Here is a 14,460-nt window from a genome sequence, read left to right as displayed (position 1 = left end):
GCTTATTGCTTTATAAAACTAGTAAAAATATATAAATGAGGTGTTATCGTGGCAATTCAGTCAGAAAAAAATATAACTCAATCTATGCAGGAGAAAGTTGAGATTGAAAATCCTTTAGAGGAATTTCAGTCTATATTAAAAGAGGCACTCCAGATTTTACGTTATCCAGAGGAAGTATTCGAATTTCTTAAAAAGCCGATGCGCTTTTTAGAAGTAAGCATTCCTGTTCGAATGGATGATGGAAGCACAAAAGTATTTCAAGGGTATCGTGCCCAGCATAACGATGCAGCAGGGCCAACAAAAGGTGGTATTCGGTTTCATCCAGATGTTACAGCTGAGGAAGTAAAAGCGCTTGCTGGTTGGATGAGTTTGAAATGTGGAGTAACGGGCCTTCCATATGGAGGGGCAAAGGGCGGGATTATTTGTAATCCGCAGGAGATGAGTTCTAGAGAACTAGAGTTACTTAGTCGCGGTTATGTAAGAGCAGTGAGCCAAATTGTTGGGCCTACTAAAGATATTCCAGCCCCTGATATGTATACAAATGCTCAAATTATGGCTTGGATGCTAGATGAATATGATCATATTAGAGAATTTGATTCCCCAGGCTTTATAACTGGAAAACCATTGATGCTAGGAGGATCACAAGGGCGAGAAACAGCTACTTCTAAAGGGGTATTGTATACACTTCAGCTAGTGAGTGAGCTGAAACATATTTCACTTCAAAATATGCGAGTAATCATTCAAGGGTTTGGAAACGTTGGAAGTCATTTAGCAAAATATTTATATGATATTGGTGTGAAAGTGGTAGGAGTATCTGATGCTTTAGGTGGCATTTACAACCCAGATGGTTTGGATGTTCCTTATTTACTAGAAAATCGAGATTCGTTTGGAGTAGTATCAAACCTCTTTAGTAAAACAATCTCTAACCAAGAGTTGTTAGAAAAAGAATGTGATGTACTCATTCCAGCAGCAATTGGAGGAGTGATTACGAAACATAATGCAGAAAGGCTTGGATGTAAGATTGTAATTGAGGCCGCAAATGGTCCAACAACAAAAGAGGCGATCACAATGTTAGAAGAGAGAGACATTTTGGTTGTTCCAGATATTCTAGCAAACTCTGGAGGTGTTATTGTTTCTTATTTTGAATGGTGTCAAAATAACCAAGGGTATTATTGGACAGAGCAATATGTCGACCAATGCTTAAAGGAGAAAATCACATCTAGCTTTTCTGATGTATTCAATACTTCAAAACATTTTGGAGTAAATATGAAAATTGCTGCTTATATAGAGGGAGTTCGTAAGATTGTGGAGGCATCGCGCCTAAGAGGTTGGTTGCATTTTTAACCTTTTAACAAAGGGAGGAATAAAATGAAGCTTGATATTTTATTAGAAGAAATTGAAAGACAACCAATCGGTTATTATTGTATCGTGTCGAATTGTCATCGATATGATATAGCCGTTACGTATTCACAGCAATTTTTGGGAAAAGCAATGGTTACTTCTATTCAGAATGGAAGAATGATTTTATTAAGTCAAGAAGATATTGAACAGGAACAATATTGGGCACCTAAGTTAGGGATTGAAGGAGAAGATGTAGAAGATTTTCGAAATTTTTTCCATATGGTTCTTCAGTCACAAACATTGGCAGAACAATATTAATAGAATAAAAGAAGGGAATGATATTTTAGGGGTTTTTTCCATATGATTCCTCAGTCACAAACATTGGCAGAACAATATTAATAGAATAAAAGAAGGGAATGATTCATTTTGTATTATGAGATCGTTACGAGCCCGTGCTATGGAACGGTTGAAAAAGTGTCTATTGATAAGGACTCCCGAATTTACGAATGGGAACAACTGTTTGCTATTAAAGATATGAATGGGCAGCTGGAAGTAATTAAAATGGGATGTAGTGGAGAAGTACAATCTTTAGAAGTAGAAGCAGGAGATAAGGTAATTCCAGGGATGGTATTAGCTTATATTCAAGAAGATATTTTAATTAGTGGTAGTGATTAATTAGAGAACAAAAAGGAAGATGGAAGCATTCATCTTCCTTTTTTTAATAAATTTAAAGGAAAAAAGTTTATTATCGGATTAATTAAAAAAATCTGTTTTTAGTGATACAATACAAGTTAAGTAGTTCAAAGGAGGGGTAGCGGAATGTTTTCCATTGCTCATAAAAAAATTAGACAGATTGTTTCTCTACCTATTGATCAACCTGAAAAGGAATGGAATATAGATGTTAAAAATATAACAGAACCTTTTCTGTTTTTAAAAAGGGAAGATCAATTATTTGCATACGTCCATGTGAAGGATCTGCTATCAAGAAATGAGGGATTAACTGCCCAAGTATTACTTTCAAATGCTGTTTCACTAGATACAATCTGTCACCTTAGCAAAATTATTTCCTTAACAGCTCTCTTTCAAATTATTGGGGCGCCTATTGCAATTGTGAAAAATGAAATAGGAGAGTTAAAAGGATATATAAGAAGAGAGGATGTTTTTGCAGAATTATTTAAGCAAGAAAATAAAAGTGTAGATATACTAAAAATCATTTTAATGTCTATTCCTATGGGGATTTTTGTGGTAGACCGGGAAAAGAAAATTGTAAATTGTAATGAATCTGGTTTAAAGATGATTAAGTCTACTTCTGAAAAAGTACTGAATGTACCAGCAGAACAGATTTTTAGTGGGGAACATATTAACAATGTATATGCAACGGGAAAAACGATTTTAAATCAGTTACAAATAACAAATGAGATGGGAGTATTAGTTGATTACAGTCCGATTCCTAGTCTCGATCAAAGTATTGAAGGACTGGTTATTATTGTACAAGATTTACCAATGGTTGAGGAAATGGCCATGGAAATTGAATATATAAAGGATTTAAATAAAGATTTAAACGCAATCTTATCTAGTATTTATGATGAAATATTAGTAGTTAATCCTAAAGGAGAATTAATTCGTTATAGTGAAACCATTATCAATGATTTCTGGGGAGGAGATTTAAAGGATCTTTTAGGGGAAAATCTTTTAGATTTAGAGCGAAAAGGTTTATTTAGTCCATCTGTTACTCGTTTGGTACTCGAACAAAAGAAAAAGGTATCGATTGTACAAGAAACAAAAAGTGGCAGAAAAATATTAGCGGTTGGAAACCCTGTGTTTAGTGAAACCGGTGAACTGCATCGTATTATTATTGCATCAAGGGACATTACAGAGGCAACGAGATTAAAGACGGAATTACATGAGATGAAAAAGATATCTGAACAATATAAGAAGGAATTGGACAACTATAAAAATAAAGATCGTTTTCTTAAGAAACTTATTTATTGTAGTCCGAAAATGGAACAAATTATTAATCAAGCTAAAAAAATAGCTGATTTTTCTTCTAATGTTCTTATTTCTGGAGAATCGGGTGTTGGAAAAGAAGTAATTGCCCAAGCAATTCATCAACTGGGAAATCGATCTTCAAAGCCGTTTTTAAAATTAAATTGCGGTGCAATTCCAGAATCATTATTGGAAAGTGAACTGTTCGGATATACGAAAGGTGCTTTTACCGGTGCTGATAAAAATGGAAAGGAAGGATATTTTAAGCGAGCGGATCAAGGAATTTTATTTTTGGATGAGATTGGAGAAATGCCTTTACATTTGCAAGTGAAATTACTTAGGGTGTTACAGGAGCAAGAAGTAATTCCAATCGGAAGCACAGTACCTACGAAAATAAACGTTCAAATTATTGCGGCCACAAATAAAAGTCTCGAAAAAATGGTGGAAGCTGGTACGTTCCGTGAAGATTTATTTTATCGCTTAAATGTAATTCCACTGCATGTTCCCCCGTTAAGGGAACGAATGGAAGATGTTCCAGTACTCGCATTTCATTTCTTACAACAATTAAATGAAAAATATAATAAAAACTACCATTTAACTCCAGATGCAATGAATTTACTAGAATTTTATTCATGGCCTGGAAATGTACGAGAATTACAAAATATGATTGAACGTTTAGTAGTATCAGCAGATGAGCCAGTTATTGAAGCTGAATTTGTTAGCAAATTTTTAACCCTTGGTTATGACTTTAAAAAATCAAAGCCAGTTATTACAAGGGTCTTACCATTACAAGAAGCATTACATTCTGTAGAAGAGCAATTAATCTTACTTGCGATGAAGCAGTATAAAACAACGACGAAGGCCGCAAAAGCTCTTGGAATTAGTCAATCTTCGGTTAGTCGTAAATATCAAAAAATCATGAATGAAAAGGAAATAGCAGTTGATACAATTTCATATTTCTAAAAGAGAAAGGGGAAGTTTACATGAACTACTCCTTTCTCTTTGTTATTTTTGTTGTAATTATGCAAAATGTAATAACTTATGCAAAAACGCATAAGTTCATATGTTTTATTTGAAGAAATAGTCAGTTTTTGTATGATTACTTGGTATTTTAAATGTTGGCACAATTATTGCTTATATAATATATGAACGATCGACAAAGGGGGATTATATAAAATGCTAGATTTAAAAATGTATCTAAATGGTGAATGGAGAGAGTCTAGTAATCAAGAGAAACGACCTATTATTAACCCTGCGAATGGCAAGGTTATCGCATATGCGCCTGAAGGAACGATCGAGGATGCAAAAGAAGCAATAGAAGTGGCAAGAGCGACTTTTGATAGCGGAATTTGGTCAGAAACATCCGCGGCTGAAAGAGCATCTTATTTATTTAAAATAGCAGATGAAATTGATAAAAATAAGGAAGAACTTACACGTCTTGAAACAATGGATAATGGAAAAACACATCGCGAGGCAGAAGGTGATATTGGGGATGCGGCAGCTTGCTTCCGTTATTATGCTGGGCTTATTACAAAACCAGATGGACAAACATATCATGTAGCTGATCCAATGCAAGCTATGGTAGTCAGAGAACCAGTTGGTGTTTGTGGATTAATTGTTCCTTGGAATTATCCGTTATTAATGAGTGTATGGAAAATTGCACCTGCTTTAGCGGCTGGAAATACGATTGTATTTAAACCGTCTGAGGTTACACCAATCACTGCAACGAAGTTATTTGAAATTTTTGAGGAAATAGAATTACCAAAAGGTGTTGCAAATATGGTAATGGGTGCCGGACCAACAGTAGGAAATGAAATTGCGGCGAGCGGTAAAGTGGATATGGTTTCTTTTACAGGTGGAACGAAAACTGGAAAGCACATTATGAGAACAGCGGCAGATAATATGAAAAAGATTTCGCTAGAACTTGGCGGAAAATCTCCAAATATTATTTTTGCAGATGCAGATTTTGAAACAGCGGTCGATTATGCGTTGTTTGGTATTTATGCGGGTACTGGACAAGTGTGTTCAGCAGGATCAAGAATTCTTGTACAAGAAAGCGTTTACGATAAATTTGTTACTCGTTTCGTAGAACGTGCAAAGCAAATTAATGTTGGACCTGGTGATAACCCAGAATCAGAGATGGGACCACTTGTAAGTCAAGAGCATATGGAAAAAGTATTACGATATATTGAGATTGGGAAAGACGAAGGAGCAGAAATTGCTTGCGGAGGAAATCGTATTACAACGGATGGAAAAGGTGATGGTTTCTTTATTGAACCAACAGTCTTTGTCAATGTAAAACCTGATATGCGTATTGTGCAGGAAGAAATTTTTGGTCCTGTTGTAGTTATCCAAAAGTTTAAGGATGAACAGGAAGCAATTGAGCTAGCAAACGGTACAGATTACGGTTTAGCTGGAGGTGTATTTACAGTTGATGGCGCAAAAGCGATGCGCGTAATCCGCAAGCTTCGCGCAGGGATTACGTGGATTAATAGTTATCATCCAACATACAACGAGGCGCCTTGGGGCGGATATAAGCAAAGTGGTATCGGTCGTAGTTTAGGAACGTTTGGTTTAGAAGAATTCCAAGAAATTAAGCAGATTAATATAAATCTAGAAGTAGAACCAATTGGTTGGTTTGCAAATAAAAAGACTATAGGAGTGAAATAAATGGTGACGAATGTAGAAAGTAAATTCAATGAGCAGGATGTAAACAATTCAAATGTAAATGATTATATTACGAAAGTACTGCAATTAATTGAAAAAGAAAAGGTCTCCGAAGAAGAGGCTAACTGGATTCAAAAAGAAACAGTAGATGGATTTAGAGAGCATGTCAATCCTGGTTTTCTTGCATATAGAAAAACAGTAACAAAAGATGGGCAATTTGCAGCAGTAGAATGGTCTGATGAAGGATCTTGTTTTATGGATATCAATGGTAAAAAATATATTGATTGTTTAGGTGGATTCGGAATTTATAATGTTGGACACCGTAATCCGAAAGTGGTAAAAGCTGTAACGGATCAATTAAAGCGTCAAGCATTGCATAGTCAGGATTTACTAGATCCACTTCGTGCGATTCTTGCAAAGATTTTAGCAGATATTACACCTGGTGATTTGAAATATGCTTTCTTTACGAATAGTGGTACAGAAAGTGTGGAGGCGGCATTAAAACTAGCAAAAATGTATAGTGAACGAACAACTTTCATTTCAACAACACGTGCCTTCCACGGTAAGAGTCTTGGATCTTTATCTGGAACAGCAAAAGGAATGTTCCGTAAACCATTTTTACCATTAATTCCAGGTTTCCGTCACGTTCCATTTGGCGATATCGAGATGATGAGAAAAACATTTGAAACATGTGCATTAGTAGGGGAAGATGTTGCAGCTGTTATTTTAGAACCAATTCAAGGAGAAGGCGGTATTATTTTACCTCCAGAAAATTATTTAAAACAAGTAAGAGAACTCTGTGATGAATTTGGATCACTACTCATTTTTGATGAAGTGCAAACTGGAATGGGACGTACAGGGAAAATGTTTGCTGCAGAATTATATGATGTAGTACCAGATATTATTTGTCTTGCGAAGGCATTTGGCGGTGGTGTAATGCCAGCAGGTGCAATTGTTGCTAAAGAAAAAGTATTTAAAAGTTGGTTTGAGAACCCATTCATGCATACAACAACATTTGGTGGAAATCCACTTGCATGTGCTGCTGCAATTGCAACAATCCATGTATTATTGGAAGACAAATTACCAGAACGAGCTGCGGAAGTTGGGGAGTATTTCTTAAACGGGCTGAAAAGGGCTGCGGAAGGACACGAAGACAAAGTATTTGAAATTCGTGGTCAAGGTTTAATGATTGGTATCGAATTCCATAAAGATGAAATTGGTTATGAGGTATCGAAGGCAATGTTTGACCGAGGCATCCTTGTTGCAGGAACGTTAATTAATTCAAAAACAATTCGTATTGAACCGTCTCTTACAATTAGTTATGAAGAAGTAGATATGGTAATCAATACTTTCGAATCAGTGTTAGCACAAGTAAAAGTACAATAATCATTCCATACAATAATGTGTAAAAACAAACCAGTAAAACCACCATGCTTATGTTCGCTCTAATTGGTTTTACTGGTTTTTACTATAGGAGGAGAAGGGGTTGGAGGGAGCATTACACGGAATCAAAATTATTGATTTATCTCGGGTTCTTGCCGGTCCTTTTTGTACGATGATTCTCGGTGATTTGGGAGCGGAGGTAATAAAAATTGAGAATACTGGAAATGGCGATGATACGAGAGGATGGGGACCGCCTTTCGTAGGAGGAGAAAGCGCTTACTTTCTTTGTGCGAATCGTAATAAAGAGTCGCTTACATTAAATTTAAAATCACAAATGGGAAAGGATGTTTTGAAAAAACTTGTTTCTCATGCTGATATCGTTGTACAAAATTTCAAGCCTGGAACACTTGAGAGAATGGGACTTGGTTATGAAGTGTTACAAGAGGTGAAGGAAGATATTATTCTAGCTTCTATTAGCGGTTTTGGCCAAAATGGTCCTGCTTCACATCTTCCTGGTTATGATTATATGATTCAAGCTATGAGTGGGCTTATGAGTATAACAGGAGGAAAGGATGAAGAGCCTGCAAAAGTAGGAGTTGCGATTGCAGATGTGCTGACAGGTCTTTTTACGTGTATTGGGATTTTAGCCGCTTTGCAGCACCGAAATAGAACAGGAGAAGGGCAAGAAATTGATATTTCTTTATTTGATTCACAATTAGCGGCATTAGTAAATGTAGCAAGCAATTATTTGTGTACAGGAGAATTGCCAGAGAGACTTGGAAACCAGCATCCGAATATTGTTCCGTATCAAGTATTTCAGGCGGAGGATGGAGATCTTGTTGTTGCAGTTGGAAATGATGAACAGTTTCATAAGTTTTGTTTGTTACTTGGTAGACAAGATTTATCTCGTTTAGATCGCTATAAAACAAATGCAAATCGTCTTTTGCATAGGGAAGAACTTGTAGATATTATTGCAAAAGAAATGAAAAAGAAAAAGAAAGAGGACTGGAAACAACTTTTGGATGAAGCAGGGATTCCAAATGGACCAATTCTCAACGTGAAGGAAGCATTAGAAACAGAGCAGGCAGTTTCGAGAGATATGACAATTCATATGGAACATCCAACTATTGAAAATCTTACACTTGTAGGTTCACCATTAAAACTTGCAAAGACACCAGTGCGGATGCAGAAACATCCGCCACTTCACGGGGAACATACAGAACAGATTTTGAAAAACCTGGGGTATTCGCAGGAAAGCATTACGGAAATGAAAAAAAACCAATGGATATAGGAGGCAGTACAGATGAATTTTTCTTTAACAGAAGAACAACAAAGTGTCAGAAAAGTAGTGAGATCATTTGTAGATAATGAAATTATTCCATACATTAAAGAATGGGATGAAAAAGGACATTTTGAAGAAAAGATCTTGAAGCGTTTAGCTGAGTTACAGTTTATGGGCGTTTGTATTCCAGAGCAATATGGCGGTGTTGGTATGGATTATAATACGCTCGCTATTGTTTGTGAAGAATTAGAACGTGGTGACACAGCTTTCCGTACAGCTGTATCTGTACATACGGGATTAAATAGCATGACACTTCTTCAATGGGGAACAGAAGAACAAAAACAAAAGTACCTTGTTCCACAAGCGAAAGGTGAAAAAATTGGGGCGTTCGGTTTAACTGAACCAAATGCAGGATCAGATGTTGTTGCTATGCAAACAACAGCGGTAAAACAAGGCGATTACTACGTATTAAATGGATCTAAAACATGGATTTCTTTATGTGATGTTGCAGACCACTTCTTAATTTTTGCAAAAACAAATCCAGAATTAAAGCACCGCGGTATTTCTTGTTTTATCGTAGAACGAACATTTCCTGGGGTATCGACAAAAGCGATAAAAGGAAAGCTTGGTATTAGAGCGGGCAATACAGGAGAGGTATTTCTAGATGATGTGAAAGTGCCGGTGGAAAATCTTCTTGGAGAAGAGGGAGAAGGATTTAAAATTGCAATGGCATCATTAGACAATGGCCGTTTTACAGTAGCGGCAGGGGCGTGTGGGCTCATTCAAGCAAGTTTAGAAGCGAGTGTAAAGTATTGTGAAGAGCGTAAAACATTTGGAAAAGAAATTGGAAAACATCAGCTTGTACAGCAAATGATTGCGAAAATGTCTGCGAATCTTGAAATATCACGTTTATTGGTCTACAAAGCAGGATGGTTAAAAAATGAAGGGAAACGTAACACACAGGAAACATCTTTAGCAAAATGGATTGCTTGTGATGCTGCATTTGAAGCTGCAAATGATGCAGTGCAGGTGCACGGTGCCTATGGATATTCGAATGAATTCCCAGTAGAACGATATTTACGAAATGCAAAAGCTCCAGTTATTTACGAAGGAACACGTGAAATTCATACGATTATGCAAGCGGAATACGCACTTGGATATCGTTCTGATAAGGAGCTTCGTAACATGTTACCGAAGTGGCCTTTTGAAGAAAATGAAGCAGAAATGGTAACGAAATAAAGTGAAACTTTAATCAGTGGGAGTTTCTTCATCCCCCACTGATTATTAGCCCTCACCAATCGGGCTTTTACGGGCAGTTTATCTCCCACCTAACTTCTTTAGAAAAGCGGAAGCGGCTCGCTCAGAATCGCAGGACGTTGGAGCCTAAGGCGGAGAGGTGCTTTTTGCCTCGTCTGAGGGGGCGAAACGACCGGAGATTCTAGCCGCTAGAGCTGAACAATGCTTTCACCGAATTTTGAGGTGGGAGTATTATTGCCCGCGAATAGCGGGATAAAGTTAAGAAGAAATTAACTCAATCGTATTAAACGGTTTACGTACAGATACGAAAAATCATGATTTCTTCTCTGTAAAAGCAACGAGTGTTGAAAAATTATCTGATGATATTATTTTTGAGTTTTAATATAGTAAGTTGAAGAACAAGGTTGTCTCAAAGAAGGAGATAGCCTTGTTCTTCATTTAGTAAGTAAAATGTATAGTTTACATAATATTTTTATCAAATTTCATTATTTGGGTTTCTTTTTTATCAACTTTTATATTTGTTATAATAACGCCGAATATAGTTATTATCCCTCCTATTATTGATAAAACAGTGGGAATTTCTCCAATCCATATCCAAGAAATAATAATTGCTAGAGCGGGTGTTAAGTATAAAGAAGTTGTTGCTTCGGATGTCCCTATACGTGATATGATATAAGCTAGAGCAAAATAAGGAATCATAGTAGGAAAGAGACCTAAATAGACAACACTAAGTGTTGTTTCTATAGATGAATGCATAATTCTTTCTCCTAACCCTGGGAGAAAGAAAAGCATGAAAAATGTACCAGACCAAATTGTATAGGAAGTAAATGCAAGAAACCCGTATTTATTTAAATATCGATTTTGAAATACAAAGTATATGCTTTCTGAAAAGGATGCTAGAAGAATTAACAAAACCTCGCTATTGAGCGTAAAATGACCATCTTTTCCTAATGAAAGAATAGCGACACCACAAAAGCTAATAATAGATCCAATCCAACCACGAAGCCCAAATCGTTCATGCAGAAATAAAGCAGCTAATATGGATGAAAAAATGGGAGAGGTAGAAACGAGTAGGCTTGCGGTACCTGCGTTAATAGTTGCCTCTCCGGCACTTAGGGCTACATGGTAAACAGTAAATCCTAGCAAACCTAATACGAGAATAATAGGGATATCCCTCCATTCTGGTAGTTGCATGCGAGTCAATATAGCGAAGAAGATAAGTGCTAGCGAAGCGATTAATAGGCGAAGCAAAACTAAATGCTCAGGATTATAGGATTCTAATCCGACTCGTATGGCTGGAAAAGCGGAAGCCCAAAGAAAAATTGTAGATCCATAAGTAGCTATGATTCGAAAATCCCATTGTTTCTTCATATTTTCACATCCTTATCATGTTAATTGATTATTATCCAGCTATTCGTGGGCAGTAAGACCCACACCTCAAGATTTAGAGAGAAGCGAGGAAGATAGGTGGGGGAATGCGCCCGATTGGTGAGAGCTTTCCATCAATGTGGGATGAAAAAAGTCACCACTGATGGAAGTTTCACTTTATGTTAATAAGGATTTAGTAAAATGTCTTCAACCAATTGTATTGTTTTAAAAACCAACCAATTGTAGGTGATTTTGATGGAGAAGGAAAATAGGAAGTTAAGTAAATCATCACACCTCCCGTTATATCAACAAGTTGTTGTTTATATAAAAAATAAAATTATGAGCGGGGAATGGCCAATAGGAAGCAAACTTCCGACACAACGTGAGCTAGCTAAATGGTTTGGAGTAAATCGAAGTACAGTTGTTACAGCTTTAGAAGAATTAAAAGCGGAAGGTTTAATTGAAGGGAAAATGGGTGCTAGTACAAAAGTAGTCAATAATACATGGACATTACTAGCAAATACTGCTCCTCCTGATTGGAATAAGTTTGTAAAAACAGGGTTTTATAAGCCGAATCAATCGATCGTACAAGAAATTAATAAAGCAGATTCAGATTTAAATATAATTCAATTAGGGAAAGGGGAGCTTTCTTCTGAATTATTTTCTGTAGAAAATTTAAATACGGTTATGCACCGTTGTATAAACCGTATTGACTCTTTAGGATATGAAGTGCCGAAAGGGCTTTTACCATTACGTCAAGAATTAAGCAAATATTTAAGTACAATCGGGATAACTTGTTCTCCTGACTCCATTTTAATTGTTTCAGGTGCTTTACAAGCACTGCAACTCATTTCAGTTGGACTTTTACGACAAGGATCAACTATTCTTCTTGAAGAACCATCCTATTTGTATTCTCTACATATTTTTCAATCAGCAGGAATGAAATTTTCTAGTCTTTCAGTAGATAATCAAGGATTAATACCAACTAATATTGCTGCAAAAAAACAACGAAATCAGTCAATTATATATACAATTCCTTCTTTTCATAATCCAACAGGTATTGTCATGTCAGAGAAGAGACGAAAAGAGCTTTTGCAAGTATGTGAAAAAGAGAATCTTCCCATTATAGAAGATGATGTTTATCGAGAATTATGGATCGATACTGCTCCGCCTTTACCACTAAAAGCAAATGATAGACATGGACAAGTTTTATATATTGGTAGTTTTTCTAAAACATTGAGCCCTGGATTAAGAATAGGATGGCTTGTTGGTCCTGAGCCTGTTATCGATCGTTTAGCTGATATTAAAATGCAAATTGATTATGGGTCCAGTTCATTATCACAATGGGCAGCTACTGAATGGCTGTCAAGTGGTTTATATACTCAACATCTTGAAACGGTTAGAGTAAACCTCACTATTCGTCTCCGTACAATGTTAGAAGCATTAGAGAAATATTTACGAGGAATTGCAACCTGGAATATTCCTAAAGGGGGCTTTTTTATTTGGGTAAAAATTCTTCCATCTATATCAATGCAAAAACTTTTTGAAGCAGCGCTTGACGAGGGCGTATTATTTTATCCAGGAAATATATATAGCTCAGTATGCAATCAATATTTGCGATTCTCCTACTCTTATGCATCTTTGGCAGATATAAAACAGGGAATTTACCGTATTTCTCAAATTGTTAAGAGGTTAATATAATTTTATATATTGTTTTTTTATATGAAAAACCTTATTAAATCGTTAGAAGATGAATTTGGGGGCTATTACAGGGGTAGTTATTATAAAAAATGCGCTCCACGTGAAATAAAAATGGAAGACTTTATTATGTTCGCGGAGTAAAATATGTAAATGATTGTTACATTTACAACAATCTTTGGAAGTGGGTTAGCACCTCACACAATTACAGAAGAATTTCCTAAAAGGGCAATTAAACAATTATTAATTTATCCAAGGAAGCGGCTTACAGTAGTATTGTCTTCTAGCTGTTTTACTTATTGCTTCAAGTGCATCGTTTCAAGAACGGGAATTTATTTTCTGCGGTTATCGGATGAGATAAAAACAAATTGATAAATAAAAGAAGAGATTACAGCATATTGATACTATAATATAAACATATCATGTTGGAGGTGTTTTCTATTAATCTTGCATTTTCGCGTATTCGACTTCGCAGTTTTTTTGGATGGATGATTTTAGGTGCGGTGGCTACATATCTTCCATTAGGCATAATAGGTGCTGAAAGTAGTTCATTTGAGTTTGTTTCAGAAACATTGGTTTTCTTTGTTTTTCCATTACTTTGGTTATTTTATAAGATGAGAAAACATAACGCAGTATTTACAAGTTTTTTTGATAAACCAGCATCAATTCCATGGGCGTTAATTTTGATTGCTACGGCTATGGGAATGATTTTTGCATTTGGTATGTCTTTTATTCAGTTTTACATATTAGCTCAGCTGATTCCTAACTTTCTAGTTGATTTATTGAATGATGGCAATGTTATTAATATGAGCACTACTTTTACAAAGATTTTTAGTGTAATTTCAGCTTGTATATTTGCACCAATTATGGAGGAAGTGATTTTTCGAGGCTTTTTCTTAAATCGAATGGCGTATAAATGGGGGCTGAAACGTGCTATTATCGTTTCTTCACTTATTTTTGGATTCGGGCATATAGATGTGATTGGTGCGTTTTTATTTGGCGTAATCATGTGCCTGTTATATATTAAGACGAAAAGCTTATGGACCAATATCATTGTGCATGCTTTAAACAATAGTGTTGTTAGCATCATTCAATTTAGTGATAGTAGTAGTGCACAAGAAACAGTGAAAATTGCTGATCTACAAGCGCAAAGTAATTTATGGATTGGTTTAGCTATTATTATCATTAGTTTATTATGGCTTGTTCCCTTTATTCGTAACAATTGGCGCACAGTAAAAGAAGTTGGATTGCCATCACTACGAGTGATTCAAGAGGAAAAACAAGCTAATTGGATTGCACAGCAAGCCGCATATAGCCAAGTTGTATTAACAGAGCGCTATATGGCTGTCGAATTGCCTGATGAGGCTGTCAATCATTTGTGTTTAGAAGAACGTGATTACGTAAAAGTGGAACTAGTTGATGATATGATTGTGATCAAAAAAGCAGATGAAAGAGGAAGGCTCTCCTAAAGGGAATAC

11 protein-coding genes and 2 pseudogenes are annotated in these 14,460 nt (G+C 36.0%); 12 read left to right on the top strand and 1 reads right to left on the bottom strand.

The annotated features are described in order from the left end of the window. Positions 1–48: 48 nt before the first annotated feature. From CN326_RS13655 to CN326_RS13615, 9 genes and pseudogenes are all read left to right on the top strand, one after another. Positions 49–1,344 (top strand): Glu/Leu/Phe/Val family dehydrogenase, encoded by a 1,296-nt coding sequence (locus CN326_RS13655; RefSeq protein WP_483295646.1) that lies wholly within the window; start codon positions 49–51, stop codon positions 1,342–1,344. Positions 1,345–1,368: 24 nt separating this feature from the next. Continuing rightward, entirely contained in the window at positions 1,369–1,659 is a 291-nt protein-coding gene (locus tag CN326_RS13650; protein ID WP_098309554.1) for an SAV0927 family protein, read from the top strand. Positions 1,660–1,767: 108 nt separating this feature from the next. Beyond that, complete coding sequence (locus CN326_RS13645; protein ID WP_098309553.1) at positions 1,768–2,016, top strand: biotin/lipoyl attachment domain-containing protein; 249 nt, start codon at positions 1,768–1,770, stop codon at positions 2,014–2,016. Positions 2,017–2,160: 144 nt separating this feature from the next. Then, a complete protein-coding gene (locus CN326_RS13640) occupies positions 2,161–4,290 on the top strand; it encodes a sigma 54-interacting transcriptional regulator (protein ID WP_098309552.1) in 2,130 nt (709 codons plus the stop codon). Between the two features lie 213 nt (positions 4,291–4,503). Further along, entirely contained in the window at positions 4,504–5,997 is a 1,494-nt protein-coding gene (locus tag CN326_RS13635) for an aldehyde dehydrogenase family protein (RefSeq protein ID WP_098309551.1), read from the top strand. Next, the gene (locus CN326_RS13630; RefSeq protein ID WP_098309550.1) at positions 5,998–7,380 is read left to right on the top strand and encodes a putrescine aminotransferase; all 1,383 of its coding nucleotides are present in this window, start codon (positions 5,998–6,000) and stop codon (positions 7,378–7,380) included. A gap of 100 nt (positions 7,381–7,480) precedes the next feature. After that, positions 7,481–8,668 carry a CaiB/BaiF CoA transferase family protein gene (locus tag CN326_RS13625; RefSeq protein ID WP_098309549.1) on the top strand — a complete coding sequence of 396 codons (1,188 nt, stop codon included), beginning with the start codon at positions 7,481–7,483 and terminating at the stop codon, positions 8,666–8,668. Positions 8,669–8,680: 12 nt separating this feature from the next. Continuing rightward, on the top strand, positions 8,681–9,898 hold the full coding sequence (locus CN326_RS13620; protein WP_098309548.1) for an acyl-CoA dehydrogenase family protein: 1,218 nt from the start codon (positions 8,681–8,683) through the stop codon (positions 9,896–9,898). Between the two features lie 280 nt (positions 9,899–10,178). Beyond that, a pseudogene (locus tag CN326_RS13615) lies at positions 10,179–10,298 on the top strand (class 1b ribonucleoside-diphosphate reductase subunit beta); the annotation flags it as partial. A gap of 77 nt (positions 10,299–10,375) precedes the next feature. On the opposite strand, the gene CN326_RS13610 reads toward CN326_RS13615, so the two are convergent. Further along, entirely contained in the window at positions 10,376–11,287 is a 912-nt protein-coding gene (locus CN326_RS13610) for a DMT family transporter (RefSeq protein WP_098309547.1), read from the bottom strand. A gap of 252 nt (positions 11,288–11,539) precedes the next feature. Between CN326_RS13610 and pdxR the strand changes: the two genes are divergently transcribed. The 3 genes and pseudogenes from pdxR (at position 11,540) to CN326_RS13600 (ending at position 14,451) form a co-directional block, all read left to right on the top strand. Then, the gene (gene pdxR, locus CN326_RS13605) at positions 11,540–12,985 is read left to right on the top strand and encodes a MocR-like pyridoxine biosynthesis transcription factor PdxR (RefSeq protein WP_098309546.1); all 1,446 of its coding nucleotides are present in this window, start codon (positions 11,540–11,542) and stop codon (positions 12,983–12,985) included. 150 nt (positions 12,986–13,135) lie between these two features. Then, a pseudogene (locus CN326_RS25420) lies at positions 13,136–13,264 on the top strand (ABC transporter permease); the annotation flags it as partial. 158 nt (positions 13,265–13,422) lie between these two features. Continuing rightward, on the top strand, positions 13,423–14,451 hold the full coding sequence (locus tag CN326_RS13600; RefSeq protein WP_098309587.1) for a CPBP family intramembrane glutamic endopeptidase: 1,029 nt from the start codon (positions 13,423–13,425) through the stop codon (positions 14,449–14,451). Positions 14,452–14,460 lie beyond the last annotated feature (9 nt).

Source organism: Bacillus sp. AFS018417 (assembly GCF_002560985.1).
Lineage (GTDB): Bacteria > Bacillota > Bacilli > Bacillales > Bacillaceae_G > Bacillus_A > Bacillus_A rhizoplanae.
This window is presented reverse-complemented; position numbering and strand designations above follow the sequence as displayed.